Annotated in this window: 22 protein-coding genes and 1 tRNA gene; 9 read left to right on the top strand and 14 right to left on the bottom strand. The window is 53.4% G+C overall.

The genetic code is table 11. The features are described from left to right. Window positions 1-120: 120 nt before the first annotated feature. Both lptF and lptG read left to right on the top strand, forming a co-directional pair. The gene (gene lptF, locus ACP39K_RS15090) at window positions 121-1,215 is read left to right on the top strand and encodes an LPS export ABC transporter permease LptF (RefSeq protein WP_016929274.1); all 1,095 of its coding nucleotides are present in this window, start codon (window positions 121-123) and stop codon (window positions 1,213-1,215) included. Beyond that, window positions 1,215-2,285, top strand: a complete 1,071-nt coding sequence (lptG, locus tag ACP39K_RS15085) for an LPS export ABC transporter permease LptG (RefSeq protein ID WP_004933350.1) — start codon at window positions 1,215-1,217, stop codon at window positions 2,283-2,285. The genes lptF and lptG overlap by 1 nt, the downstream gene beginning before the upstream one ends. 61 nt (window positions 2,286-2,346) lie before the next feature. Here the strand turns inward: lptG and ACP39K_RS15080 are convergent, their stop codons facing one another. Further along, window positions 2,347-3,105 carry a DeoR/GlpR family DNA-binding transcription regulator gene (locus ACP39K_RS15080; RefSeq protein ID WP_060444800.1) on the bottom strand — a complete coding sequence of 253 codons (759 nt, stop codon included), beginning with the start codon at window positions 3,103-3,105 and terminating at the stop codon, window positions 2,347-2,349. A gap of 202 nt (window positions 3,106-3,307) precedes the next feature. On the opposite strand from ACP39K_RS15080, the gene ACP39K_RS15075 reads away from it, so the two are divergent. Beyond that, window positions 3,308-4,024 carry a LuxR family transcriptional regulator gene (locus ACP39K_RS15075; protein WP_060444801.1) on the top strand — a complete coding sequence of 239 codons (717 nt, stop codon included), beginning with the start codon at window positions 3,308-3,310 and terminating at the stop codon, window positions 4,022-4,024. An 841-nt stretch (window positions 4,025-4,865) separates the two neighbouring features. Here the strand turns inward: ACP39K_RS15075 and ACP39K_RS15070 are convergent. The 4 genes from ACP39K_RS15070 to deoC all read right to left on the bottom strand — a co-directional run bounded on the left by ACP39K_RS15070 (window position 4,866) and on the right by deoC (window position 8,896). Continuing rightward, window positions 4,866-5,258 carry a VOC family protein gene (locus ACP39K_RS15070; RefSeq protein ID WP_072270922.1) on the bottom strand — a complete coding sequence of 131 codons (393 nt, stop codon included), beginning with the start codon at window positions 5,256-5,258 and terminating at the stop codon, window positions 4,866-4,868. A gap of 1 nt (window position 5,259) precedes the next feature. After that, a complete protein-coding gene (gene fucP / locus ACP39K_RS15065; protein WP_060444803.1) occupies window positions 5,260-6,591 on the bottom strand; it encodes an L-fucose:H+ symporter permease in 1,332 nt (443 codons plus the stop codon). Beyond that, window positions 6,588-8,117, bottom strand: a complete 1,530-nt coding sequence (locus ACP39K_RS15060; RefSeq protein ID WP_060444804.1) for a xylulokinase — start codon at window positions 8,115-8,117, stop codon at window positions 6,588-6,590. The genes fucP and ACP39K_RS15060 overlap by 4 nt, the downstream gene beginning before the upstream one ends. 65 nt (window positions 8,118-8,182) lie before the next feature. Next, a complete protein-coding gene (gene deoC, locus ACP39K_RS15055) occupies window positions 8,183-8,896 on the bottom strand; it encodes a deoxyribose-phosphate aldolase (protein ID WP_412072773.1) in 714 nt (237 codons plus the stop codon). Between the two features lie 279 nt (window positions 8,897-9,175). On the opposite strand from deoC, the gene ACP39K_RS15050 reads away from it, so the two are divergent. From ACP39K_RS15050 to ACP39K_RS15040, 3 genes are all read left to right on the top strand, one after another. Beyond that, window positions 9,176-9,260, top strand: a tRNA-Leu gene (locus ACP39K_RS15050). 202 nt (window positions 9,261-9,462) lie between these two features. Beyond that, window positions 9,463-9,984 carry a type IV secretion protein Rhs gene (locus tag ACP39K_RS15045; RefSeq protein WP_497008629.1) on the top strand — a complete coding sequence of 174 codons (522 nt, stop codon included), beginning with the start codon at window positions 9,463-9,465 and terminating at the stop codon, window positions 9,982-9,984. Beyond that, window positions 9,981-10,361 (top strand): putative T6SS immunity periplasmic lipoprotein, encoded by a 381-nt coding sequence (locus tag ACP39K_RS15040; RefSeq protein ID WP_497008628.1) that lies wholly within the window; start codon window positions 9,981-9,983, stop codon window positions 10,359-10,361. The genes ACP39K_RS15045 and ACP39K_RS15040 overlap by 4 nt, the downstream gene beginning before the upstream one ends. A gap of 77 nt (window positions 10,362-10,438) precedes the next feature. Here the strand turns inward: ACP39K_RS15040 and ACP39K_RS15035 are convergent, their stop codons facing one another. The 7 genes from ACP39K_RS15035 to ACP39K_RS15005 form a co-directional block, all read right to left on the bottom strand. Then, a complete protein-coding gene (locus ACP39K_RS15035; protein WP_497008627.1) occupies window positions 10,439-13,573 on the bottom strand; it encodes a type I restriction endonuclease subunit R in 3,135 nt (1,044 codons plus the stop codon). Continuing rightward, on the bottom strand, window positions 13,573-14,760 hold the full coding sequence (locus ACP39K_RS15030) for a DUF4268 domain-containing protein (protein ID WP_497008626.1): 1,188 nt from the start codon (window positions 14,758-14,760) through the stop codon (window positions 13,573-13,575). The genes ACP39K_RS15035 and ACP39K_RS15030 overlap by 1 nt, the downstream gene beginning before the upstream one ends. Beyond that, complete coding sequence (locus ACP39K_RS15025; protein WP_497008625.1) at window positions 14,753-16,147, bottom strand: restriction endonuclease subunit S; 1,395 nt, start codon at window positions 16,145-16,147, stop codon at window positions 14,753-14,755. The genes ACP39K_RS15030 and ACP39K_RS15025 overlap by 8 nt, the downstream gene beginning before the upstream one ends. Then, window positions 16,137-17,846 (bottom strand): class I SAM-dependent DNA methyltransferase, encoded by a 1,710-nt coding sequence (locus ACP39K_RS15020; RefSeq protein WP_497008624.1) that lies wholly within the window; start codon window positions 17,844-17,846, stop codon window positions 16,137-16,139. The genes ACP39K_RS15025 and ACP39K_RS15020 overlap by 11 nt, the downstream gene beginning before the upstream one ends. Window positions 17,847-18,029: 183 nt before the next feature. Then, a complete protein-coding gene (locus tag ACP39K_RS15015) occupies window positions 18,030-18,947 on the bottom strand; it encodes a restriction endonuclease (RefSeq protein ID WP_049294769.1) in 918 nt (305 codons plus the stop codon). A gap of 91 nt (window positions 18,948-19,038) precedes the next feature. Continuing rightward, the gene (locus ACP39K_RS15010) at window positions 19,039-20,163 is read right to left on the bottom strand and encodes an HNH endonuclease (RefSeq protein WP_497008622.1); all 1,125 of its coding nucleotides are present in this window, start codon (window positions 20,161-20,163) and stop codon (window positions 19,039-19,041) included. A 229-nt stretch (window positions 20,164-20,392) separates the two neighbouring features. After that, on the bottom strand, window positions 20,393-20,701 hold the full coding sequence (locus ACP39K_RS15005) for a hypothetical protein (RefSeq protein ID WP_497008621.1): 309 nt from the start codon (window positions 20,699-20,701) through the stop codon (window positions 20,393-20,395). Window positions 20,702-21,237: 536 nt separating this feature from the next. Here ACP39K_RS15005 and ACP39K_RS15000 point away from each other — a divergent pair. Genes ACP39K_RS15000 through ACP39K_RS14990 form a run of 3 tightly spaced genes read left to right on the top strand, consistent with a single transcriptional unit; the run spans window position 21,238 to window position 22,640 of the window. After that, the gene (locus tag ACP39K_RS15000) at window positions 21,238-21,771 is read left to right on the top strand and encodes a hypothetical protein (protein ID WP_048795350.1); all 534 of its coding nucleotides are present in this window, start codon (window positions 21,238-21,240) and stop codon (window positions 21,769-21,771) included. 11 nt (window positions 21,772-21,782) lie between these two features. Further along, window positions 21,783-22,208, top strand: coding sequence for a putative T6SS immunity periplasmic lipoprotein (locus tag ACP39K_RS14995; RefSeq protein ID WP_261425240.1), 426 nt, complete (start codon window positions 21,783-21,785; stop codon window positions 22,206-22,208). A gap of 12 nt (window positions 22,209-22,220) precedes the next feature. Beyond that, window positions 22,221-22,640, top strand: coding sequence for a putative T6SS immunity periplasmic lipoprotein (locus ACP39K_RS14990; RefSeq protein ID WP_197769262.1), 420 nt, complete (start codon window positions 22,221-22,223; stop codon window positions 22,638-22,640). 42 nt (window positions 22,641-22,682) lie between these two features. Here the strand turns inward: ACP39K_RS14990 and ACP39K_RS14985 are convergent, their stop codons facing one another. Together ACP39K_RS14985 and ascF are read right to left on the bottom strand one after the other, a co-directional pair. Beyond that, window positions 22,683-24,113, bottom strand: coding sequence for a 6-phospho-beta-glucosidase (locus ACP39K_RS14985; protein WP_497008620.1), 1,431 nt, complete (start codon window positions 24,111-24,113; stop codon window positions 22,683-22,685). Between the two features lie 16 nt (window positions 24,114-24,129). Beyond that, window positions 24,130-25,572 (bottom strand): PTS cellobiose/arbutin/salicin transporter subunit IIBC, encoded by a 1,443-nt coding sequence (gene ascF / locus ACP39K_RS14980; protein WP_194571161.1) that lies wholly within the window; start codon window positions 25,570-25,572, stop codon window positions 24,130-24,132. Between the last annotated feature and the right edge of the window lie 221 nt (window positions 25,573-25,793).

The raw sequence follows: 25,793 nt of genomic DNA, 5'->3' as shown, positions 1-25,793 counted from the left end.
CTTGATGTTGTAATACTATTTTAGCTGTGAAGGTTGCCATATGATGAGAATAAATGGCGGATTAGCGATGAAATTATCGATTTTCCTGCAAAAAGACAAGTTTTCACAGGCGTAATAAGCGTGATCATCATAAGATATCTGGTACGGGAAACGCTCAAGAGCCAAATCGCCATCCTGTTCATCCTGCTTCTGATCTTCTTTTGTCAGAACCTGGTCAGGGTGTTGGGCGACGCGGTGGACGGCAATATCCCGACAAACTTAGTACTCTCTCTGCTCGCTCTGGGCGTGCCGAAGATGGCGCAGCTCATCCTGCCTTTGAGCCTGTTTCTCGGCTTGCTGATGACGCTTGGGCGGTTGTATACCGAGAGCGAAATCACCGTCATGCACGCCTGCGGGCTGGGCAAACGCACCCTGATTATCGCCGCCATGATCCTGGCGCTGTTCACCTCTGCGGTCGCGGCGGTGAACGTGTTCTGGGCCGGCCCCTGGGCCTCGCGCTATCAGGACGTGGTGGTGAACGAAGCCAAGGCCAACCCGAGCATCGCCGGGCTGGCGGAAGGGCAGTTCAAACCCTCGCAAGACGGCAACGCGGTGCTGTTTATCGGCAACGTGAAGGGCAGCACCTTCAACGACGTGTTCCTGGCGCAGCTGCGGCCGAACGGCAACCAACGCCCGTCGGTGGTGGTGGCCGAGCACGGCAACATCGTGCAGCAGAAAGACGGCTCGCAGGTGGTGACGCTCGACAAGGGCACCCGTTTTGAAGGCACCGCGCTGCTGCGCGATTTCCGCATTACCGACTTCACCGACTACAAGGCGGTGATTGGCCACCGCACCGTGGCGGCGGACAACACCGAATCCGAACAGATGTCGATGCAGACGCTGTGGGAATCCGACGATCCGGACGCGCGCGCCGAGCTGCACTGGCGCCTGACGCTGGTGGTGTCGGTGGCGCTGATGGCGCTGCTGGTGGTGCCGCTCAGCGTGGTGAACCCGCGCCAGGGCCGCGTGCTGAGCATGCTGCCGGCCATCCTGCTGTATCTGATCTTCTTCCTGCTGCAGACCTCGCTGCGCTCCAACGCCGGCAAGGGCAAGCTGGATCCGATGCTGTGGCTGTGGCTGGTTAACGGCGTTTACTTCGCGATCGCGCTGGCGCTGAACCTGTGGGATACCGTGCCGATGCGCAAGCTGCGCGCACGCCTGAGAGGAGCGGCCTGATGTTTGGCGTATTAGACCGGTATATCGGTAAAACGATTTTCAACACCATCATCATGACGCTGTTCATGCTGGTGTCGCTGTCCGGCATCATCAAGTTCGTCGATCAGCTGCGCAAGGTCGGCCAGGGCGAATACACCGCGCTGAGCGCCGGCATGTACACCCTGCTGAGCGTGCCGAAAGACATCGAGATCTTCTTCCCGATGGCGGCGCTGCTCGGCGCGCTGCTCGGCCTGGGCCAGTTGGCGACGCGCAGCGAACTGGTGGTGATGCAGGCTTCCGGCTTCACCCGCCTGCAGATCGCCGGCTCGGTGATGAAAACCGCCATTCCGCTGGTGCTGTTGACCATGGCGATCGGCGAGTGGGTAGCGCCGCAGGGCGAGCAGATGGCGCGCAACTACCGCGCCCAGCAGATGTACGGCGGCTCGCTGCTCTCCACCAAGAGCGGGCTGTGGGCGAAGGACGGCAACGACTTCATCTACATCGAGCGCGTCTCCGGCGATAAAGAACTCTCCGGCGTGAACATCTACCACTTCAACGATCAGCGTCGCCTCGAGACGGTGCGCTATGCCGCCACCGCCAGCTTCGAGAACGGCCTGTGGCAGCTTTCGCAGGTGGACACCTCGGATCTGACCAACCCGAAACAGGTGACCGGCACCCAGACGCTGACCGGCGAATGGAAAACCAACCTGACCCCGGACAAGCTGGGCGTGGTGGCGCTGGATCCGGATTCGCTCTCCATCAGCGGGCTGCACAACTACGTGAAGTACCTGAAGCAGAGCGGCCAGGAAGCCAGCCGTTACCAGCTCAACATGTGGAGCAAAATCTTCTCGCCGCTGTCGGTGGCGGTGATGATGCTGATGGCGCTGTCGTTCATCTTCGGCCCGCTGCGCAGCGTGCCGATGGGCATCCGCGTGGTGACTGGCATCAGCTTCGGCTTCCTGTTCTACGTGCTGGATCAGATCTTCGGCCCGCTGAGCCTGGTTTACAGCATGCCGCCGGTGCTGGGCGCGTTGTTGCCGAGCATGCTGTTCCTGCTGATCAGCGTGTATATGCTGCTCAAACGCAAGTAGCGGGGCGATCGGTAGTGAAGAAAGGCGTGGCCGCGGGGCCGCGCCTTTTTTGTGGGTGGGATTAGCTGACGCTCAGCAGCGCGATGCCGGCATCCTGATAGGCCTGCGCGTCTTCCGGCAGGCGATCCAGCACGAGAGTGTCGATCTGAGCAGGGGAGGCGAACTGCGCCAGCGAGGTGTTGCTCAGCTTGGAGTGATCGCACACCACGATCACCTGATTGGCATGCTCCACCATCGCGCGCTTGGTTTCGGCCAGCATGATGTCGGCCACGCAGGCGCCCTGTTTCAACGACAGCGCGTTGGTGCCCATAAACGCCTTGTCGATGTTCAGCGTATCCAGCAGTGAACGGCCGTTGATGGCGACCGCGCAGTGATAGCCCTTTTTGACGATGCCGCCCAGCAGGATGATTTGGATAGACTCGACGTCTTCCAGACTCTTGGCGATCATGAAATCGTTGGTGACCACGGTCAGGTTGCGGCGCTGGCGCAGATGGCGAGCGATCTGCAGGGTGGTGGTGCCGGTGTCCAGCACGATGATATCGCCGTCCTCCACCAGACCGGCGGCCAGTTGGCCGATCTGCTCCTTGGCGCTGAGGTTCACCTCTTCACGCTGATCGGAACCGACCTCAAAGCTGGCACGGGTGCGCAGAATGGCACCGCCGTGGGTGCGCGTCAGCATGCCGGCGTCTTCCAGAATGCGCAGATCGGTGCGGATGGTGGCGCCGGAGACGTTAAAGCGCGAGCTCATTTCCCCTACGGAGAGCTTGCGCTTCTCCTTGAGAATGGCGAGAAGTTTTTCCTGGCGCTCTTCTGCGAACATGCTCACTCATTCACTCCTGACCGGCACAATGGATGTGCGGCTAATATACCTTGCACATCGGCCGCAGGCAAAGCGGCTTGCCGGCTACCGATGGCAATATTCCACCGGGCATTATCCTTGCGAGATGTGAAGGTTACGGCGCTTCGATCCTTTTTGGTATAGTCAGTTAAGCGATAGGTTGGACAGAGGGAGCTGACAGTCAATGGAAGATGAATATAATCTCAGCAACATTATTGGCAAGCGACTCGAAGCGGCACTAGAGGGGTTTGGCGATCTTCTGTGGGCGTATGTGGTCCTATCCAAAAAAGACATTGCCTGCATCTTTGGCGTCACCAACTACCCGAGTGAATGGGTAAAAAAGTATCAAGAGCAGGGGTTGCAGTACATTGATCCGGTGGTGCTTACCGCCCGCAACCGCCTGACCCCCTTCGCCTGGGACGAGCAAATCATGGCCGACGCGGGGCTGCACTTTCCCGAACTGTTCGAACAGGCCCGCGAGTTTGGCGTGACGCACGGCTATACCTTCGTGCTGCACGATTACAACGATAACCTCGTCACGCTTTCTTTTGCCTTCAACCTTGAGCAGAGAGCGGAAGCCATCCAGGCGCTCACCGATCGTAAAGGCGATATTTCGGTATTGCTGGCCTCAATCCATGAGTCGTATCTGGCGCTGTCACCACTGTCAGCAAAAAACGCCGCAGCCCTGGAGCGTAACGCTCGCTTTACCGACAGAGAAAACGAAATCCTCTATTGGGCCAGCGTGGGTAAAACCTACCAGGAAACGGCGATGATCCTGGGCATAAAGACCGGCACCATCAAGTTTCATATGTCCAACATCGTCAAAAAGTTGGGGGTCACGAATGCCCGACATGCCGTGCGCCTGGGGATGGAGCTGCGGCTGATTAAGCCGGTGGAGTGAAAGGCATGCTGGCTTGGCAAACGGCTGGCGTTCCGGCGGGATACTGCGCTGGTGGCAGCGCAGAACTAAATCAGCCGAGATAAGCCTAAAGGTAGAAAATACCAGATAGGAAATAGATTCTTTCGATTCAGGAAATGACAGGCGGCAGCCGGTATTGATTTGGTACCGTGGTGATTCTAGAGAAGGAAGTAATAGAGTACCGGTCCCGATCTCTGCGATGTGAAATAATAACCAGACTGAACTGATAAAGGTCTAGTAAGGGACTGTACTTTAGTCTAACTGGTTTCCCACCCGTCAAGGCGATACACTTCCCCGGTAATTTTTTGATAAAAAATACAAAAAAAAACCTGACCGCGTAGGGCCAGGTTGCCAATATTGGCCAACACCAGGGAAAATTTTCTTACATCATCTTAAAGCTATTAACTCTGAAGAGGCAAGCGATCTCAGCTGGTTTTTAGGCATTAACTAGCCATTTTGTTAGGTATGTACGCTATTTACTGGTGATTTAAGATAAAACCCATCTAATAGAATTACTCTTTCGCCTTTGAGAGCGCCATTCCAATTCTTTTATTTCCTGCCTGATATCCACCAATGAAAAAATAGTGTTCTCGGAATGTTACGCAACCTCATTCTTTATTGGCTGACACATTGTTATGCAATTATTTGCAGCGTTGTCATTGCGGCTGGGGATTATTTGGCGCTGCTTGGATACGCCGGGGAAAACGGTCCTAATGGACGAAGATGGAATTATTTAGTGTAGGGAGTATTTAAACAGACGATAGAGCGAAGGAGACCCGTGGCTTGGAACAGCCACCGGGTCTCATGTTGTGGGGAAAAGGCATTACAGCGGCTGGCTGAACTCCACTCGTTCGCCGTCCGGCCCGGCGATCATCAGATAGCACACGCCGTTGGCGCCGCTGGGCTGTAGCGTCGGCCCTTCAATCACCGGATACCCCAGCTCCGCCAGCCAGCGTTGCGTGGCCGCCAGATCGGTGACGCGCAAAGCGATATGGTCGATACCATAGGCGTTGGCGGGGCGAGTCAGCCCTTCGTCAGGTAACTGGTATAACTCCAGCGTTAGCTCACCCAACTGCAAAAACTGTACGGTGACGGGGCCGCCGAGCGCCAGCGTTTGCAGGGGTTCGAAACCGAGTGAACGATAGAAGCCGGCGGCTCGTTCGATATCGGCGCAGCGCAGGCCGACGTGCATCAACCCATTAATCCGGTGTGCCATATCAAATCCCCTTGCGCGCGCAGTAGAAGCCATAGAAGGCGACGTAGGCGAAGCAGACCAGCGGCACTGCGAAGGCGATCTGCATATCGCCGCCGTTGAGATCGGAAATGATGCCCATGATTAACGGCACCACCGCGCCGCCGATGATCGACATCACTACGATCGAACCGGCCACCTGAGTTTCTTCGCCCAGCCCTTTGATCGTCAGGCCAAAGTTGGTTGGCCAGCACAGCGCCATGCAGAAGTTGACGCCCATGATCGCCACCACCGCCAGCAGGCTTTGGATGTTGACGGCCAGCAGCAACAGCAGCACGCATACCGAACAGAACACGCCGAGCAACCACGCCGGGCTGAACTTTTTCATCAGCGCGGTGGTGACCACCTTGCCGGCCGAGTAGCAGACCAGCGTGGCCAGCAGCCAGTAGGTGGCCGAATGCTCGGTTGCCCCCTGTTCAATCATCTGCACAAAACGAATGGTGAAACTCCACAGCCCTACCTGCGCGCCGACATACAGGAACTGCGACAGCACCCCCAACCGGAAGCGCGGCAGCGCCAGCAGGATTTTCAGCGATTGCATCAGCGGTTTGCCCGCTCCCTGGTACGAGCGTTGGGTTTTGCAGGCGGGGAATTTCACCGCCACGAAGATCAGCGCCAGCACGATCAGCACGCTGCCGATGATCAGATAAGGCGTGACCACCTGCGACACCATCTGGGTGCGCGCCGCTTCGGCTGCCGCCGCCGACATCTGTAGCAGCTCGGCGTGGCTGGGATCGTTTTTGCCGAACACCAGCTGTTGGCCGATCAATACGCCAAAAATGATCCCCAGCGAGTTGAAGATCTGCGAAAAGTTGATGCGCTGGGTGGAGGTTTCCAGCGGCCCCAGCAGGCTGGAGTAGGTATTGGCGGAGGTTTCCAGGAACGACAGCCCAGTGGCGATCACCCCCAGGCAGGCCAGGAAAGCGCCGTAGGTCATGATCTGCGCTGCAGGGATAAACAGGAAGCAGCCGAGCGCGTACAGGCACAGGCCGATCACGATCGCCACCTTGTACGAGTAGCGTTTGATCACCGCTGCGGCGGGCAGCGCCATCACGAAGTAGCCGAGGAAGAAGATCGACTGCACCAGTGCGGTTTGGGTATCCGACAGATCGAACCCCTTCTTGAACTGGGCGATCAGAATATCGTTCAGGTTGCCGGCCATGCCCCACAGGGCGAACAGGCAGCAGACCAGCATCAGCTGCAGCCAGGGCGTGGCGGGCAGATAGGCGCTGCGGTCGATACTTTCGGCCGCGGCGTGCTGCGCGATGTCGCCTTTGTTAATCAGAGAGTCGCTCATTGCGGTGTTCCTTCATCCGGAGAAAAAGAGAACGAGCTAATAACGTCAAGCTGCTCGTAGAGGGGCTGCGCCTGGCGGTAGAGCTGTTCGAACAGCTCGAAGCAGCGCAGGTAGTGCTCGTGCTGGCGTGGATCGGGAGTAAATTCGCGCTCGATGCTGACAGTGCGGCTCACCCCTTGGGCGAAACTGCTGAATAGCCCGACGCCGACCCCGGCGACGATCGCGCAGCCGGTGGTGCCGTTCTCCTGATTGCGCGTCTGCAGCAGCGGCAGGTTATAGACCGAGGCTTTGATCTGCAGCCACAGCGGGCTGCGTGCGCCGCCGCCGGAGGCGATCATTGCCTCCGGCTCCTGTGCGTGGCGCCTGAGCTGCTGCAGATTACGCAGGGAGGCCAGCGCTACGCCTTCCAGCACCGCGCGGTAGAGATGCGGCTGCCTATGCTTGCGCTGCAGGCCGAAGAACTGCGCGCGCGAGTGGGTGTATTCCGCCAGCCGCTCGCCGGTCAGGTAGGGCAGGAACAGCAGCCCTTCGGCACCCGGCGGCACCTCGGCCGCCATATCGAGCATCTGCTGATGGTTGAGTTGGCCGGCGTTTAGCGCCGAACGCGCCCAGCGCATGGCGTCGCCACCGGCATCGAGCAAGGTAAAACCGCCCCAGGCCGAGTTGGCCAGGTGCAGGTTGTTGACGCTGGCAGAGAGCAGCGGGTGTTCCGAGACCACGGTGAGCAACGTGGAGGTGCCGGTGCTGTCGGAGGCGATGCCGGCCTGATAGACGCCTGAGCCGAGCAGGGTAGCGGCCATATCCGCCGTGCCCGCTACCACCGGCACCCCCGGCGGCAGACCGGTAACGCGTGAAGCTGCGGGCGTAATGTGGCCAATCACCTCGCTGGAAAGATGGATGGCGGGCAGCTGATCGGCGCGCAACCCGAACTGCCGCAGCGCCTCTGGCGACCACTGCAGCGTGGCGCTGTCCATCAGGTAATAGCAGGAGGCCTCGCTGTAATCAGTGGCGCGCACGCCGCAGAGCCGGAAATTGACGTAATCCTTCGGCATCAACACCGTAGCGATGCGCTCCCACTGCGATGGATTATGCTCGCGCAGCCAGGCCAGCTTGAACGCCGGCCAGGCGGCGGTGGGGGGATTGTTCAACAGTTCCAGCCAGGGCTGCGGCGGCTGTTGGTGACTAAAGCGCGCCACCTGCGGCTGCGCGCGTTTGTCGTTCCACAGCATGGCGCGATCGACGACCAGCTCGCCGTCGGCATCGAGCAAGACCGTGCCGTGCATTTGCCCGCAGACGCCGACGGCGGCGATACGCGGCCAGTATTCGGCGTAGCGTGCGTACAGCTCCTGCGTACACTGGCAGACACTCTGCCACCACAGTGAAGGCGGTTGTTCCGACCAACCGGCCTGCGGCGTGATCTGCTCGTACTCGCGCTGCGCGAAGCCAAGGATTTCCCCGGTGTTGGTAACCAGCCCGGCGCGGGTGCTGCCGGTGCCAATATCAAGAGTAAGAAGTAAATCTTTCATTGTTATCACTCCCGTGGCGGATGGCGCGGGCCACTCGCAGAAGCGTGCGCTGGGATCGCGCAAGATTAGTTATCGTTCAGTTCCGGGAACAGGCCTGGATCCAGTTCGAGCTGCTCCAGCACGCGCTGGGTAGCTGCCGCGCTCATGCCAAAGCGGCGTACGCCCAGCCGATACAACGCGCGTACCGTGTCCAGATCGCGAATGCCGCCGGCCCCTTTGATCTGGATGCGGCCACGCAACTGATCGGCGATGATCGTCACCTTCTCCACCGTGGCGCCGGTCGGTGCCCAGCCGGTGGAGGTTTTCACCCAGACCATGCCGACCTCGACCGCGATGTCGCACACCCGACGGATCTGTTGCTCGTTTAGATAGTGCGTCTCCAGAATGACTTTGGCCGGCACCGGTGCGGCGGCCTCGACTACCCGGCGCAGATCTTCGCGCACATAGTCGTAATCCCCCGACAGCACCTTACCGATGTTCACCACCATATCGACCTCGCGCGCGCCCTCGGCGATCAGCTGGCGCACCTCCTGCACCTTGAGATCGGTGGTTTGCCCACCGCCGGGAAAACCGACCGGCCCGCCAATCATCACGTCTGCCTGGCCGCGCTCCGGCAGCAAAGTGCTGAGGAAACGCGCCCAGCACGGCAGCACGTGCACCGAGATGATGCGATAGCGGCTGGCCAGCGCGGCGCATTGGCGCACGTCTTCCTCGGTATTGGTGGCCTGCACTGCGCTCAGATCGATCAACCTGGCCATGCGTCTGGTTGTTTCATTCATTACGTTTATCCTTCTTTTGTTTTCATTTAATTTTATTTGTTCACCTTATTCTCTTTCATATGGCTTTAAAATCAGCATTTGGTGAAATTGTGATCGGATCTGCGATTTTGTTGCGAGGAGGGTGAAAGTGTGGGAGGAAGATGCGGCAAACGCCGCAATAAGAGGGTAAACGGGGATTGTGACGCTTTTTTCAACATTTAACTCATTGAATGCTTGATAACTCTTGCGCACGGATCGCGGGAAGGTATAATGCACCCGTTTTCCGCATACTACTTCAGTGCCGAAGTGGCGAAATCGGTAGACGCAGTTGATTCAAAATCAACCGTAGAGATACGTGCCGGTTCGAGTCCGGCCTTCGGCACCATTAAGTACCGCGCGAACAAGAAGCCACCGAAAGGTGGTTTTTTTGTGCCTGAAATCTGCCAGCACCCACTTTACACTGTATTGACGTATTTCCCATTTCAGTAAAAACCGAATCTTCCTGATGTTTTACTAATGTCTATCTGATTGACCTTAAAGGATAAAATGGCGTTTCATTGAACCCTTTCGGAACAAGGAGTTCCAGGATGGAGCCACAACAGGAAGGGATCACACGGGCGTTAACACCGGGCGAAATCAATCTGGCGCGTTCAGTGTTTGGCAGCACCATTTTCTATCAGAGCGTGTTGGTTCACTGCGACAGCTACCTGCCGTTTGGGTTGCAGAATCAGTACACGGCGATGAGCCCGAATGGGGAGTTGTACTTTCGTAGGGCTTTATATCGATCTGATTTCACGGTGCATCATTTGGCACAGCACCTGTTTATCCACGAGATGGCGCATGTCTGGCAGCATCAAAGAGGCATGTGGGTGCGAACCCGTGGGCTTCTCAGTTGGGCGGTGAGCTATCAATATCGGCTCGATCGGTTGCTGTTGCGTGATTATAGTATGGAGCAGCAAGCATCGATAATTGCAGACTATTTCTACCTTAAGAAATTTGGCGTTAACGATTTTATCGGTTTATATGGTAGGAATTACTCAGGGATAGTAGACAGAAGTACATTGTCAAAATTTCAACCCATAATCAGAAGCGCAGGGCTGCCACTATGAAAAAACTCCTCTTACTCTTTATTCCACTTTTTATCTCCGGTTGCCCTATGGGGGATAAGGTCAATTTACGCCCGGCAAAAGCAACGACTGTCGGTAGCAAGATCTGCGTTTTTGTCGATAAGAATGACATGGAAAAAGAGGAGTCCATTCTCACGGTAGCCATATGGAAGTATGGCAATGATAATTATGTCTATGAAAAGTCATATGCAAACACGCCTGTTGCATTGGAACCGGGGAAGTGCGTGCCCGGCATTGGCGAGTATGATTTTATCCCTGGTGAAGGATACAGTGTTATTGTTAGTACGCCTTTGCATCCTTATGAGGCGGGGTTTATTGTGTGGAAGCGAGGTGAAGAGGTTATGTTGGAGCCGTATTAGGTTTTAATATGATAATATGAGTAGTTTATCTATGAATTTTATAAAGGGAAGTTTCATCTTCCCTTTACGAGTGAAATTTAAATCGTCCAATTATTCGAAACAACCTCGGCTTGTTTCAAAATAAGCTCAACGGCGCCTGCGGTTTTATCCGGAGGATATTTATATTTACGCAGTGTCTGCCTTACCAAAATACGCAGTCTGGCACGCACACTTTCTCGTACTTGCCAGTCTACCGTAGTGGACTGTCGCAGTTTCAAGGTAACTTCAATTGCCAGCTTTTTGAGCGTTTCGTCACCTAGTTCACGCACAGCACTTTCGTTTTCTGCTAATGCATCGTAGAACGCGATCTCATCCGGATTGAGACCTAGAGCATCGTCGCGTGCCATGGCCTCTTGGAACTCTTTAGCCATCTGTATAAGCTCTTCAATTACCTGTGCAGTTTCTATTGCGCGGTTATTGTACTTAAGCAATACGGCCCTAAGGCGATCTGAATACTTTTTCTCCTGTACTACGTTATTTTTTGTGCGAGCATGAATGCCGTCGTTCAACAACTTCTCTAGCAATTCAACGGCCAGATTACGCTGAGGCATTTCACGCACTTCTTCTAAAAACTCTTCTGAAAGTAAGCCGATATTGGGTTTTCCTAACCCCGCCAGTGCAAACACATCATCCACCCCTGTCGCAATAATAGCGTTATCAAGGATTTTACCGAGCAGCGTGTTTTTCTCTGACTGGCTGAATTTCTTGTCGGTTGTCGTCAGCTTGATAATCGCCACTTTCACCGCTGACAGAAACGCTATCTCTTTTTGCAATGGTTTGGCTTCATCCAGCGTACTGCACAGTGACCAGGCTTTGTTCATTGCCAGTACGACATCAAAAAAGCGTTTTTTACCATCATCGAGGCCCAGCACGTAATCTGCAGCTTTGAGTAAAAACCGTTGGGGTACTTCTTCAAAACCAGTGTAATCAAACCCGGCAGCGGTTGGTGTTTTGGCAAACATGCCGTGAATCACATCCAGCTTTTCAAGCAGAATAGCGAAAGCTTCATGAGCATCGATAGTGGTCTGCCCCTTACCTTTTGAATCGGTATAGGTTTTCAAAGCTTGCTTCAGCTCGTTAGCAATCCCGATGTAATCGACCACCAACCCGCCAGGTTTGTCTTTAAAGACTCGGTTAACGCGTGCAATGGCCTGCATTAGGTTATGTCCGCGCATTGGCTTGTCGATATACATGGTATGGCAGCAGGGGGCATCAAACCCGGTAAGCCACATATCGCGCACAATCACCAGTTTTAGCGGATCGTTGAGATCTTTAAAGCGCGCTTCAAGGCGTTTTTTGGTCTGCTTATTGTAGATGTGCGGCTGCAGGAATTTATTATCGGAGGCTGAGCCGGTCATGATGATTTTGATTTCACCCTTCTCAACATCATCGCTGTGCCATTCCGGACGTAAGGTGACCAATGAATTATACAGTTTCACGCAGATTTCACGGCTCATGGCAACAATCATCGCTTTGCCATTCATTGTGGCATTACGGGCCTCAAAATGCTGAACCAGATCGGCAGCCACCTGATTGATACGCGGTTCAGAACCTACAAGTTTTTCCAGGCGGCTCCAATCGCCTTTAGTTTTCTCTTTCTGATCGGTCTCTTCGTCTTCGACCAGCTCATCAACTTGCTCAGAGAGCGTTTCCAGCTCTTCGTGGTTAAGGTCGAGTTTTGCCAGACGTGATTCATAGTAGATAGGCACGGTTGCGCCATCTTCCACCGCATCCTGAATATCGTAGATAGAGACGTAATCACCAAATACCGCGCGAGTATCTTTATCTTCGGAAGATACAGGTGTTCCGGTAAAGCCCATAAACGATGCATTGGGTAATGCATCGCGCATATGTTTGGCGTAACCGTACTTATAAGCGCCTGTTTCGCGATCCAACGTGGCATTAAGGCCATATTGACTGCGGTGCGCCTCATCGGAAATGACGACGATATTGCTGCGTAGATTGAGCGCTGGGTGAGTTTTTTCGCCGTCCAGCGGGGCAAATTTTTGTACGGTGGTAAAAATAATTCCGCCTGATTCACGGGCATTGAGCATCTCGCGGAGTTGGTCGCGGTCGTTCGCCTGCAACGGTTCCTGCTTAAGCAAATCTTGCGCCTGGCAGAACGTGGCATAAAGTTGTCCGTCGAGATCGTTACGGTCGGTCACTACCACGATGGTCGGGTTGTTCATTTCTGCCTGTTGCAGCAGCTTCCCGGCATAGCAGCACATTGAAATACTCTTTCCAGAACCTTGAGTATGCCAAACTACGCCCGCTTTTTTACTGCCTGGCGTGATGTTGCTGCGTAGCGGCAAGTGTTTGCCGGTAGAGGCCACAATTGTCGCTGCCACCGCTTCTCGCACGGCATGGAATTGATGATAAGCGGCAATCTTTTTAATCAGTCGTTTACCGTCGTTTTCAAACAGGATGAAGTAGCGAATATAGTCGAGTAGCAATTCACGGTTAAAGAATCCTTTAACTACCGTTTCAAGTTGCCACTCAAACAGAGGTTTGTCATTTTCATTGGTCAGCGTTTTCCATGGCAGGAAACGTTCTTCGTTCGCGGTAAGGGAACCAATGCGGGCGTTATAGCCGTCGCTGACTACCAGCGCTTCGTTGCAGATAAACAAATCGCTGAGTTCGTTTTTATAGGTCTGTAACTGATTAAATGCCGCCCAGATATCGGCATTGGCATCAACGGGACTTTTTAGTTCGATAACTGCTATTGGCAGACCGTTGATATAGCAGATGACATCCGGGCGACGTACTTGCTTCGTCCCCTGGATGGCTACCTGATTGACCACCGTAAAGCGATTATTCTTCGGATGGTTAAAATCCATCAACAGTGCTTTATCGTGGATAACCTTATCGTCCTGCTTGTACTGTATCGGCACGCCGTCGAGCAGCAGGTGATGGAAGGCTTTGTTACTGACGATTAGGTCCGGGCTTTGTGCATGGGCGATACGCAATATCACCTCATCCAGCACGGCAACCGGGAGATGCGGATTAATTTTTTGCAGCTGTTCCAGCAATAACGGGCGCAAAAACACATCGTGGAACGAAGCACGCAGCGGATTACTGCCATCTGGCGCAATATCCGGTCCGTGCAATAATTCCCAGCCCAGTTCAGCAAACCACTGCAGGCTTTGCTGTTCTAAATCGTCTTCGCTTAGCATCAGGCTTCCTCTGTCTCGGTTTCTTCCATTTCTTCCGGCGCGTTTGAAATCTCTTTGAGCGCCATATTCAGTGGGGCAATAAAAGGAGCGAGCGCTTTTTCAAACTCCGTCAGGTTTACTAACAGCCAATCGATCATCTCGGGCCAGTTAGCTTCATCAAGGCTGATGGCCGGGCTGGCATAGGAAATTCGACAGGATTTTTTACCTGGCAGAGGCTCCCACTTAAGCGCATGACCAAACGCGTTTTCAATTGCCTCTTTGCGCTCATGCAGCCAGTTAAAAGCAAAGGTATTGCTCTCTGCGGAGGCTTTGGCAATCCACAGCTCAACCCGAATCTCTTTTTTACTGAAAATCAGGTTATACGACACGGCGCTAATACCGGAACCCGCGCTGATCCAGTGATCGGTAGAGGGGCTGATATTGTTATACACGTTACAGGAGCTGGCTTTGAGGCACTCCAGCATCTTTGTCCAGAAGGCTTTGCGCATCTGATGTCGGGTTTTCAATTCGCTGCTGGTTGACTGCTCTTCAGCCTCTTTCTGCGCCATGCCGATCATGAAGGATTCAGCTTCCGGCGTCGGAATTACCTGCCGAATATCGACAAACACATCATCGTTGAATTTGTACGGCTTAACTTTAAAGCACTGCACCCGCAGGCCAAACTGCATCAGCCACAGTGCTGTGTTGGTGACTTCCTTACGGAAGCTGGCGGCTACCATCATCACCCGCTGGGTACGGCTCTGATTGATTTGTATTTCATCCAGGCTTTCGCATTCCAGAAATTCTGCCATGACTTCCGCCGCTGGACGGGTTTCTTCCTGTTCATATTTGTCGAGATAACGCTGGAAGATATCGAGAATTTGCTCTTTACGCAGATTGGCGCAGTAACCGGCGTACTTCAGTGCCTGCCAGACAACATCACGCCCGGAATCATCGAGTTTGTTTTCTATAATCACTAGATTGCGCTGTTTATCAATTGCTAGCAGGTCGAGGCGCTCTTTGGTATCGTCAAACCCGGCGAACTCTTTCTGGATAATCAACAGTTCATCGTTATTATCGCGAGTTAGCGCTTGGGGATTTTGTGCCAGCCACTCTTGTAGATGATAGCGCTCGGTAAAACCGAGGCTGCTGAAAGAGACTTCCTGCAGTGAGTGCAGACTGTTAGTGGGTGTATCGACTTTATACATTTTCCACCTCGCTTACTGCCTGCTCGGCTTCCGGCAGGATGATTTCTCCGGAGAGGAGTTTAGGGAGGAGAATATCGCGGATTTTCTCGAGTTGCTGACACTCTAGACGGTTTGAAATAACCATGTTTATTAATGGTTCGAAAAAAACCGTAAAAGAGTTAATTGTATCAGATGCAGGGATGACACATTTAGCTTGGGAAAGATGTTCTCGTTTTATATGTCCCATCGTAACTGCTTTTGCTTCAGCTATTTGCTGAAACTCATTGAGGTGATGAGTAGTATATTTAAAGTAAAGCCACTTAGGAAACTTGGTGGATGAAACTTTAAATAAATGCTGATTAAGAGCTGCTTTACCACCGCACCAAATATCCACCATCAGTGAGCCTGACCATGAGAAGACGACGTCCCCATTATCAATAATGCACTCAGATTTTATATTAGGAGATGCCTTTTCCTCACCATCAGCAAAACCTTTCTTCAATTGTGCTATTTTTACAACTGGAAGGAAGTCACTTTCATTTTCTGGCCTAAATTTTTGTAACGCTAATCCATTTTGGTATGTTGCGATTGTATCTAATGATTTAATAGACCATCCTTCAGGAATCTCCCCCAACTCGCTATCCTGCATCGCGGACGGGAACAGCTCTGCCGTGGCTCTTAACTCGGCATATTTTTCTGGGTATTCACGCTCAAAAACCGTCAGCGCATCAGCATCTTTCCCGGAAATCGCCGTCATGGCCGCCAGCGTCGCGTCTTCCTGAGAACCACCCGCTTCCAGCGCTGCGATTTTGGCCTTTACTGGTTCAAAATCGACAAACCAGCTTTTGAACAGGGCTTGTGCCATTTGTTCGAGGGTTTGGTTGATACATTGATTAAGTATGATTTTGTCATCAAGATCCTCTAGAATATCAGACACCATATGCTGAAAATGAAGTGGAGCACAAGGGAAAGGGTATTCTTTAATAGTTTTTGCATTAAGATTCTGCTGTGCCCCTCCATTCTTCAAATTAACTAAACGCTGATACTGTGTGCGGAGAAAATAAAAAACATAGCGATAGTCTGCTTTGTTGTTATCTATAATTAAATTACAACAGGCTTGATTGGTTGATACCGGTATTTTATTTATCGCCACTCTACCAGCAGTATCTCCATTCCCATACATTGCGATAATTACCGAGTTTGCAGGGATTATTTTTGCTGAGGAATTTTTAAGACCAAGCTCCGTAATGTGATTTTCAGAGACATGAATTCTATTATTGTTGACTTCCTTTGTTTTTATCCAAGGAATAGCCCCATTGTTATAAAAGTCTGGGTTAGTGCTCTTGGGTGTTCCCCCTGAGACAATTTTTTTGCAAATTGATTGGAGTTGCGTCATTTCAAAACTCATAACCCAGTCCTCCCAGATTCGCCTTAATCTGCGCTTCCAGCTTCGCACTCTCTTCCAACTGAGCTTTAAGCTGTGCCGTCAGCCGCGCCATCTTTTCAGCAAATGACTCATCGTCTTCTGCCTGCTCAGCTGCACCAACATAACGTCCTGGGGTCAGTACAAAGTCGTTTTTCTGAATATCTTCCAGCGTTGCAGAGAAGCAGAACCCAGCTTCGTCTTCGTAATCCTTATCTGCCTGCCAGGCGTGGAAGGTATCGGCAATTTTGGCGATATCTTCGCGAGTGAAATCACGCAGTACGCGGTCTTTCATATAGCCAATCTGGCGGGCATCAATAAATAGCACTTCGCCTTTGCGGTGTGCTTTTCCGTTGCCGCCAGACTTATCTTTGGTCAGGAACCAGATACAGGCTGGTATTTGGGTGTTAGTAAACAATTGGCCCGGCAGCGCCACCATACACTCCACCAGATCGGCTTCGATCAGGTTACGACGGATTTCGCCTTCGTTGTTGGTGTTAGAACTCATTGAACCGTTGGCCAGCAGCAGCGCCATCGAGCCTTTCGGCGCAAGGTGGTGGATCATGTGCTGCATCCAGGCGAAGTTAGCGTTACCCTGCGGCGGTGTGCCGTACTTCCAGCGCACGTCGTTTTCTAGCTTAGCGTTCCACCACTCCTTCATGTTGAATGGCGGGTTAGCCATCACGAAATCGGCGCGCAGATCCGGGTGCTGATCGTCCAGCAGGGTATCGGCGTTTTTCGTACCGAAGTTAAAGTCGATACCACGGATCGCCATGTTCATCGCCGCCAGTTTCCAGGTGGTAGGGTTAGACTCCTGGCCGTATACGGAGATATTGCGCTTCTGTTCAGCGGCATTGTAATTTTTCTCACCCGCGTGTTCTTCAATAAAACGATCGCTAGAGACGAAGAACCCACCGGAACCCATTGCCGGGTCATACACGCGCCCGTTATACGGCTGCAGCATTTCGACAATCAGCGTAACGATACTTTTTGGTGTGTAGTACTGCCCGCCTTGCTTGCCTTCCGCCAGTGCAAACTGGCCGAGGAAATATTCGTAAACGTGTCCAAGAATATCTTTGCTTTTTAAGCTGAGCTTCTCGCCATTATATTCCGGTTTGCTGAAGTTTGCGTCGGAGAAGGTGTTGATGAGACTAGTCAAAACCTCATTGCCCAGTTGGAATTGGCTGATGCGGTTCAAAATACCTTTCAGTTTTGGGTTGGTTTTTTCAATTTCATCCAGCGCATTGTCGATAAGCCAAGAGACTGATCGCAGTTTAATTTCTTGGCCTGTGGTCTTATCGACCCACAATACCGTCCCGGTCGGCAGCATGGCTTTGTTTTTCAGCGTTTCCCAGCGTGCGGCTTTGGGTACCCAGAAGACGTTTTTCTCGGTGTAATAATCTTCGACCTCTAGTTCTTCCTGGATCGCTTGAGCGTACTCTTCATCAGAATCGTAATCGTCGCGTGACATGGCATAGATGTTGTCCGGGTTGCCAACATCGCGGAACAAAGTGATCAGCTCCTGCTGACGTGCCTCGAAGGCATCGGAAACATATTTTAGAAAGATCAGCCCCAGGACTACATGCTTGTAGTTGGCGGCATCCATATTGGCACGCAGCTTGTCGGCGGCCTTCCAAAATTTGTTATCCAGCTCGTTTAAGAAAAGCTGCTCGTTGTTATTCATGAAAATCCTCAAGAAACGCTAAATCTGAACTAGTCATTTGGAATGTGTATCGCAAAATCATACCCGCAAGCAGAGCAATCTTAAACGACATAAGCCAACTAAAGGGACAAAATACGGCATGGCCACACATCGGCCAGGAGATATGTGCTCGACCTCTAAGAAATTACCGATTTTGCAAGGGGATCACTGGTCGAAGTAGTCGCTATCGAGTTTAGGAACCTTCAGTAACGTTGAGCTGACACCCACCTCATTATCCATCATCAGATGCACTAGTCGGTTACCGTCGATAAGTACCATGCCTTCTACTGATTGCGCGTAGGCAACGGCATGCTTAGTAAAACCAGAGGTCGTGATGAATACTCCCCGTTTAGCCTTTTGTCCCACAAGTGCACCGTAGAATGCATGCAACTCAGGGCGGCCTACGGTGTTTTGCCAGCGTTTGGCTTGCACATACACTTTTTCTAAGCCGAGCTTGTCTAAAGAAATTACGCCATCAATCCCCGCATCACCGCTGCCTCCGACACGCTTTAAATCATCGCGGTGGCCGCCGTAGCCTAAACGGTGCAGCACATCCAGCACGATGACCTCGAAGCGGCCTGGAGATACCTGGCTCAGATTCTCCAGCAGTTCAGTTGCAACCGCATCGCGGATCTCTTTGATTGATTGTTCCAGGCGATCGTCTGGGCTATTTGTTAACATTGCTTCGGTGAGAAGAGGTTCTGTAACCGGGTCCAAATCCACCGCATCACTATTTTGTTGAAGTTTGACGTTGGTATAAGCCAAAGCGAGATGCTCGACTTCTGCTGCAGTAAGCGGGTTTGGATGCTGCTTTAACCAGTCGATGCCTTTGGCGGTTAAGCACCATTTGCCTCTGGATAAGCTGTGCGAGAGCCCAGCACGTTTCAAACGATCGTGAGCCCAGCCGGTACGGTTCTTATAAACCAATTGGCCGCTGGCAATGGTCTCTGCCCGTTGTTCTTCGTTTAGGTTGAGTATGTCTGCTGCTGCATCTTGCACATCTCTAGCAAGTGCGCCTTCGGGCTTGGTTGCCAAAAAGCGAAGCACTGGCTCGATGAATTGGTCGTAGGTAGGTACTGACATGCTGAGGTTCCCTGTTATTCTTTATTATTCCTATGATACTGCACAAACCCGGTTTTGAAGTTGACAGGTAGCACGCTGTTGTCGGCAACTTTTAACCGATAGCGGCCTCTTTCATCTCCAACTTCACCATCAGCTGTTTATTCACCTCTTTCCCATCCACCCCGCTATGAATCCGTCGATGGCAAGTGGGGCAGATGGCGCCCACCCACTGCGGGTGATCGGGGCCTTCGTCGGCTAGGCGTTTAGTGTGATGGGGTTCAAGGTAGGGCTCGCCGTTCCTTTTCTTGAATGGTGCCGGCTGGTTGCAGGCTTCGCAGATACCATTGGCGCGCTTCAGCACGTATTTTTTTACGTCTTCGCTGCGTTTGAACCAGGATTTTTTGCTGTCGCTCTGTTGGCGCTGGCCTGATTGCTTTGAGGACTGCAGTGCCTTCTTGCGTAACTGTTCGAGCGTCTCTGTCTGCGTATCGGCTTCATCGGTGTCTGCTTCTTCTTCAAACGCATGCAGTGACGAGACTTTGAAAAGGTTAAAGGTAATGCCTTGCCGCATGTTATTTTCGAAGTCTAAGCACTGAATGTGATCCCAAGAGTCGCACTCGAACATGCCAAGATAGCGGACGCCTTTTTCTTTCTTGTTGTCTTCGAACAGGAAGATGTCTTTGCCGTCTTTTTTATGGTCGCGGATGGATTTATTACCCCGAATAAATTCCATAGGGCCTTTCTGGCCTTCTCCCGTATAAGAGAAGCTGCCTTCGGCTGTCCATCCATCTTTGTAGCCGTAGGTTTCACCGCTTTCTCCGGTGAAGATAAAGATCACCGGGAATTCCCGCGGGGTCCAGATACCGCCTTGCAACTGCCCGCCGTAGAGCTCGATAAGCGCTTTGCGTGTGTATAGTTTGCCTTCGGTTAAATAGTCAAAAGGATGTGGCGTTTCGACGATCTCAAAACCGAGCTCTTTGAGAAATTGGATGGCTTTTTCTGTTCCGCTATCGGCGTTGATTCCCTTAAACGGATAGCCATGCTGCTCACTGTATGCTCTAGCGGCAATGCCTCGTATATCGTACTTCTCGCCATTATAAAGAAGGGTGTGTTTTTTAAATCGCTTAATTTTATGTTGTTTTAAGAATTCATCTCGGCCAAGTTTCTTATATTCTTCGATGGCTTTTAAAACGGATTCTTTTGAAGATAACGCCTCTATTGCAGTTGCCAAAACCACTCCCTCACATTGCCGAGTTGGCTCTGAGCAATGTGCTTGCTGACGAGAGCAGTATGCATCAATACCCAGCAGTTAACTCATCGATTTACCGAATGCGTTAACTATGCCAGGTAGGGGAGGAAATGCCTACCTTGATGAATGTTTTTGTTGTGACATGTCATTCAGATCTATTGGAAATCCTGAGTGGGAAGGGCGACGAGTGCAGGCATCGCCCTGATTGCCATTTACGTTAGCCGCAGGCTTCCATCTCCCGCAACGCACGCCCATAAAGGTTACACAACGCAGGAACCAGATGCGCTGTAGCATTGAGATAGCGATTCATCTGCTCCCAGCCTTCGGTATCCAACTGTGGGTGCTTTTGCAGCAAGTGACCAAACAGCATCAGGCCGTGGCACAGCCCTTCCGCTTGCTCGGCAGAGAGTGCGGCCAGGTCTAAAAGTTCTGAAGGGTTAAAAGCGCTGAGATCGAGGTGGTTAAACAGTTGGCGGTAGAGGATAAGGGTGCTTTCAACGGATTCTGTAGTGGGAACCTTTGTCATGGGGGCATCTCCGTATGTCATTGGTTAATGACTATCACCAGAGACGCTAAACTCGGGTGGTAGCCCAGACGGGGTTAGCGTCACCGGGACATACGAACCGGCGCTTCTTGCGAAGCCCCCGCCTGAGCCACCATTATTTGGAGTGAACTAAAGCTGCTGCATTATTACATAATACAGCGGTAATATGTCAGATTCGGAACGCTAACTCCGGCTGCGGATTTTGCCGCAGCAGAAAAACTATAACGTTATCAGTAAAAGGAAAAAATAAGCCGTATGGAATTACAGGCTGTTTACTCATGAGGTTGGAATGCAGATCGCAGTTATTAAATTTTAATTCAGGCTAATCAGTTAGGATAATTCATTTGCTAAATGAATTATTAAATCTGTGAATTTTGTTGTCACGAAATACGTTGAGGTGAATGAATGTAAAAAGAATGGTTGAATGTTTATCCTGTGTACCTAGGGTGCTATTATCAACCTCTTTTTTAATACTCGCGGTAGTGAGTTTTTTAAAATAATGACAGGGATGCACTACGATGGAAAAGAAAGAGGGGGCTTTAAGGCTATTAACCTCCGGGGAGATCGGCCTTGCGAAGTCGGTATTTGGTGGTTCAATTATTTATGGGAAAGTCTGGGTTCATCACGATAGCTATTTCCCCTTTGGCTTACAAAATCGAAACACTGCGATGTCACCCAATGGTGAGCTGTATTTTAGAGACTGGTACGTGCCCGATTTCTCAAAGGAAGGGTATAGTCATAAACATCTTTTCATCCATGAAATGGTTCATGTTTGGCAATACCAGCGTGGTATGTGGGTTAAGACCCGAGGCCTCTACAGTTGGTTGGCAAATTACAGTTATGAACTGGATGGCTCCAAACTCCTAAAGAACTACGCTATGGAGCAACAGGCTCAGATCGTTGCTGATTATCATTTGTTGACCTCTTCAGGTTATGCTGTTTGGAGAAACCGCTTCGGCAAGGAAGTGACTTACAACGGTAATGACTATGCCGATGTGAGAAAAGTAAAAGAAAAATATGAGAAAGTGTTAGTCGGTTTTCCTTACAAGTAAGAGGATTGGTTATGAAGGCGAGACTGTTCTGTGCCGTTGTTGGTGTGACCTTGCTAAGCGCCTGTGTAGGCGATCGTCTCGATCAGCGCTATGCGCCGGATATCCCTATCGCCGCCCATGTTAAAGAGAATGGAGACATCTGTATCTATCCTTCACCAAAGGAAAACGAAAGGCAAGATACGCTCTATCTCACGGGTGATGCTGATGAGAAATTGATTGAGGTGGGGAATCAGGATCTTAAAAAGGGCATTTGCGTTACGCAGAACGATTACCCATTTCAGGAAAATCATACCTATAGCATGAGGCTAAATTTTGTGCCGATTGAGAAGCGCAGAAACCTGCAGGATGTTTCCGGCAGGGCCTTTATTGCTCACTTCAAAGTGACAAAGCTCAATGGTGTTTACGAAATTGAAAATATCACACAGGGCAGCAGATAACGTAGGGACAAAATGAAACGGATCTTCCCCCTCACTTTCCCCTTCCTGCTCGCCGGCTGCCCGTCGATAGGCGATCGTATCCCCGTAGACTACCCCGCAACCGCCGGCTTGCGTGAGGGCAAAGTATGTATCACCGTTCAGCCGCTGGGAGACGAAAAGCTCGCGGGCATCTCGATCTACCGATTGGATGAGGCGCAGAGCCGCACGTTCAAATTCTTCGATCCGCTGCGGGATGTCGCCCCCAATCAGTGCGTCCCTGATGAGGGCTACGTATTTACGCCGGGGCAGCAATACCATTTCTCCGCGAAGCTGGTCTCCCTCAACAAACAGCAGGCGGGCGAGTTTCCCTCTGCGCGTGAATTCGTCGCCGAATTTGCTGTGCGGCAGGAAGGCAATCAACTTAGGTTGGAAGTCCTCCGTCCCCCACGCTAATCTCACCACCAGCGCCCAACCCTCCTAGCCTCCGACCCAAACCTACCCCAAATCCTCCCCATTGCTGGCGATCACTTTCTTATACCACCAGAACGATTTCTTGCGGGTGCGGGTGAGGGTGCCGTTGCCCTGGTCGTCGCGGTCGACGTAGACAAAGCCGTAGCGCTTGCTCATTTCGCCGGTTGAGGCGGCCACCAGGTCGATGCAGCCCCAGGTGGTGTAACCCAACACCGGCACGCCGTCGGCGATGGCGTCGGCCATGGCGCGGATGTGTTCGCGCAGGTAGCTGATGCGGTAGTCGTCCTCAATCTCGCCTGCTGCATTGAACTCGTCGTGCGCGCCCAGGCCGTTTTCCACCAGGAACAGCGGTTTTTGGTAGCGGTCATACATCATGTTCATGGTGATGCGCAGCCCCAGCGGATCGATGCCCCAGCCCCAGTCGCTGCGCGGCAGGTGCGGGTTCACCAGCGATTTCACCACGTTGGCGGCGCTGCTGTTGTTGTCGTTCATGTCGGCGGAGGCGCAGCGCGAGGCGTAGTAGCTGAAGGAGACGAAGTCGACGGTGTGTTTCAGGATGTCGGCGTCTTCCGGTTCCATGACGATGCTGACGTCTTTCTCACGGAATACGCGGGCGGCGTAGGAGGGATAAGCGCCGCGCGCCTGCACGTCGATAAAGAACAGGTTCTCGCGGTCTTTCTCCAGCGCGGCCCACACGTCTTCCGGCTTGCTGGACCACGGGTAGAAGTTGCCGCCGGCCAGCATGCAGCCCACCTGGTTGGCGGGGTTCACTTCGTGGGCGATGCGCGTCGCCAGCGCGCTGGCCACCAGTTCGTGGTGCGCGGCCTGGTATTTCACCTGTTCGGGGTTTTCGTCCGCTTCAAACACCAGCCCGGCGCCGGAGAACGGGCTGTGCAGCAGGATGTTGATCTCGTTGAAGGTCAGCCAGTATTTCACCAGCCCGTCGAAGGCTTCGAAGCAGGTGCGGGCGTAGCGGGTGAAGAACTCCACCATCTTGCGGCTGCGCCAGGAGCCGTATTCGGTCACCAGGTGCATCGGCACGTCGAAGTGGCACAGGGTGACCAGCGGCTCGATGCCGTATTGGCGGCACTCTTCGAACAGGCTGCGGTAGAAGGCGATGCCTTCGGCGTTGGGCGCCAGCTCGTCGCCGTTGGGGTAAATCCGGCTCCAGGCGATGGAGGTGCGGAACACGGTAAAGCCCATCTCCGCCATCAGCGCGATGTCGTCGCGGTAGCGGTGGTAGAAATCGATGGCGTCGTGGCTGGGATAAAACTCGTCGTCGCGCAGGCTAAAGCGCTTCTCCAGCCCGAGTTTGACCGCCATGCGGTTGGCGCCGTGCGGGATCATATCGACGGTGGTCAGCCCTTTGCCGCCCTCGCGATAGCCGCCTTCCGCCTGGTTTGCGGCCAAAGCGCCGCCCCATAAAAATCCTTTAGGGAATGTTGAATCGGACATGCAATCCTCTGGTGTCTCAATGCGTTGCGCTGGCGGCGTTCGCCGCCGGTGCGGTTTGGCCGGGCGCGGCGGCGTTTTCCGGCAGATCCTCGAAGCCCAGCATCAGCGTGAGCGCGAACGACAGCACCACCGAGAGCGCCATCACCGCTACCACCCACACGATGCTCATCGGGTTGGCCGGATCGAAGAACTGCACGCTGGTGAACAGCCCGGGCGAGGCCATCGAATGGCTGGCCAACCCGCCGATGCCGGCGACCGCGCCACAGACGAAGCCGCTGATCAGGCTGGCGATCAGCGGCCGCTTCAGGCGTACCGCCACGCCGTACAGCGCCGGTTCGGAAATCCCCGCCACGATGGCGGAGGCGGCGGCGGCCAGCGCGGTCTGGCGCAGCTCGCGGTTCTTGGTTTTCAGCGCCACCGCCAGCGAAGCGCCGCCCAGCGACAGGTTGGCGCCGATCTCCGAAGGCATCACCATGCCCTCTTTGCCGGTCTCGGCGATGGTCTGGATGATGGTCGGGGTAAACACCCGGTGCATGCCGGTGATCACCAGCAGCGGCCAAATCGCTCCCATAATGGCCACGGAAAGCCAGCCCAGGTAGCCGTGCACGGTGTAGACCAGCGCAGAGATGCCGCTGCCGATCCAGATGCCGAGCGGGCCGATAAGCAGAATGGCGATCGGCGCGGCGATCAGCACGATCAGCATCGGCTTGAGGAAGTTCTTGGTCACCGCCGGGGTGATGCGATCCACCCCGCGTTCGATGTGCGACAGGATCCAGGTCATCACCAGCGCCGGGATCACCGTGTAGGTGTATTTCACCGCCGTCACCGGGATGAAGGCGAATTCCACCGCCTGGCCCTGCGCCGCCTTGGCCATCAGATCGATAAAGTTGGGATGCACCAGCACCCCGGCGATGGCGATCGCCAATGACATGTTGGTTTTGAACTTCAGCGCCGCCGAGGCGGCGACCATCACCGGCAGGAAGAAGAACGCGCCGTCGCCGATCACGTTGAGGATGACGAGGGTCGAGGAGCCTTTCTCGAATACGCCGGCCATGTCCAGGATCATCGCCAGCAGCTTCACCATCGAGCCGCCGATGATGGCGGGGATCAGGGGCGACATGGTGCCCACCAGCGCGTCGAGAATGCCGGCGCCGATGCCCTTCAGGGTGAGCTTGCGCTTCACCGGGGCGGCGGGGGATGCTGCGCCCGGCATGCCGAGCGCCAGCACCGCCTGATAGGCTTTGGCCACCTCGTTGCCGATGATCACCTGGCACTGCTCGCCGCTGTGCACCACGCCCAGCACGCCGTCGATGGCCTTCAGCGTTGGCGTGTCGATCCGCGCTTTGTCTTTCACTACGAATCTCAGGCGGGTCATGCAGTGGGTCACGGCCTCGATATTGCCCGCGCCGCCCAGGGCGGCCACGATGGCGTGCGAGATCTCTGCGTAGTTCTTCGGCATGGCGTGTCGTCTCTCAGATAGCAATTCGGATAGCCCAAAGGCGAATATTTACTGCCTGGGCGATCCGTCGTTCCATCCGTATGAAACGCCCATAAGAAACCGGTTTCACAAAATCATGTATTGGTGTTTTATAGTTGGCAAGAACTATGGTTTTTGGCGTTTCGTTTTCGTGATCTGGATCGTTAGGGGTGAGCGCATACCGCTGTGCAGGGGCGTGAAAA

The organism is Serratia sp. EC4 (genome assembly GCF_059652115.1).
This window is presented reverse-complemented; position numbering and strand designations above follow the sequence as displayed.

Excerpts from the sequence above, each read along its gene's own strand:
- ACP39K_RS14995 (WP_261425240.1), top strand. The coding sequence starts at position 21,783 with ATGAAGGCGAGACTGTTCTGTGCCGTTGTTGGTGTGACCTTGCTAAGC.
- ACP39K_RS15015 (WP_049294769.1), bottom strand. The coding sequence starts at position 18,947 with ATGTCAGTACCTACCTACGACCAATTCATCGAGCCAGTGCTTCGCTTT.
- ACP39K_RS15080 (WP_060444800.1), bottom strand. The coding sequence starts at position 3,105 with ATGTTCGCAGAAGAGCGCCAGGAAAAACTTCTCGCCATTCTCAAGGAG.
- ACP39K_RS15000 (WP_048795350.1), top strand. The coding sequence starts at position 21,238 with ATGGAAAAGAAAGAGGGGGCTTTAAGGCTATTAACCTCCGGGGAGATC.
- fucP (WP_060444803.1), bottom strand. The coding sequence starts at position 6,591 with ATGAGCGACTCTCTGATTAACAAAGGCGACATCGCGCAGCACGCCGCG.
- ACP39K_RS15005 (WP_497008621.1), bottom strand. The coding sequence starts at position 20,701 with ATGACAAAGGTTCCCACTACAGAATCCGTTGAAAGCACCCTTATCCTC.
- ACP39K_RS15075 (WP_060444801.1), top strand. The coding sequence starts at position 3,308 with ATGGAAGATGAATATAATCTCAGCAACATTATTGGCAAGCGACTCGAA.
- ACP39K_RS15070 (WP_072270922.1), bottom strand. The coding sequence starts at position 5,258 with ATGGCACACCGGATTAATGGGTTGATGCACGTCGGCCTGCGCTGCGCC.
- ACP39K_RS14985 (WP_497008620.1), bottom strand. The coding sequence starts at position 24,113 with ATGTCCGATTCAACATTCCCTAAAGGATTTTTATGGGGCGGCGCTTTG.
- ACP39K_RS15035 (WP_497008627.1), bottom strand. The coding sequence starts at position 13,573 with ATGCTAAGCGAAGACGATTTAGAACAGCAAAGCCTGCAGTGGTTTGCT.
- deoC (WP_412072773.1), bottom strand. The coding sequence starts at position 8,896 with ATGAATGAAACAACCAGACGCATGGCCAGGTTGATCGATCTGAGCGCA.
- ACP39K_RS15045 (WP_497008629.1), top strand. The coding sequence starts at position 9,463 with ATGGAGCCACAACAGGAAGGGATCACACGGGCGTTAACACCGGGCGAA.
- ACP39K_RS15030 (WP_497008626.1), bottom strand. The coding sequence starts at position 14,760 with ATGTATAAAGTCGATACACCCACTAACAGTCTGCACTCACTGCAGGAA.
- ascF (WP_194571161.1), bottom strand. The coding sequence starts at position 25,572 with ATGCCGAAGAACTACGCAGAGATCTCGCACGCCATCGTGGCCGCCCTG.
- ACP39K_RS15025 (WP_497008625.1), bottom strand. The coding sequence starts at position 16,147 with ATGAGTTTTGAAATGACGCAACTCCAATCAATTTGCAAAAAAATTGTC.
- ACP39K_RS15060 (WP_060444804.1), bottom strand. The coding sequence starts at position 8,117 with ATGAAAGATTTACTTCTTACTCTTGATATTGGCACCGGCAGCACCCGC.
- ACP39K_RS15020 (WP_497008624.1), bottom strand. The coding sequence starts at position 17,846 with ATGAATAACAACGAGCAGCTTTTCTTAAACGAGCTGGATAACAAATTT.
- lptG (WP_004933350.1), top strand. The coding sequence starts at position 1,215 with ATGTTTGGCGTATTAGACCGGTATATCGGTAAAACGATTTTCAACACC.
- ACP39K_RS14990 (WP_197769262.1), top strand. The coding sequence starts at position 22,221 with ATGAAACGGATCTTCCCCCTCACTTTCCCCTTCCTGCTCGCCGGCTGC.
- ACP39K_RS15040 (WP_497008628.1), top strand. The coding sequence starts at position 9,981 with ATGAAAAAACTCCTCTTACTCTTTATTCCACTTTTTATCTCCGGTTGC.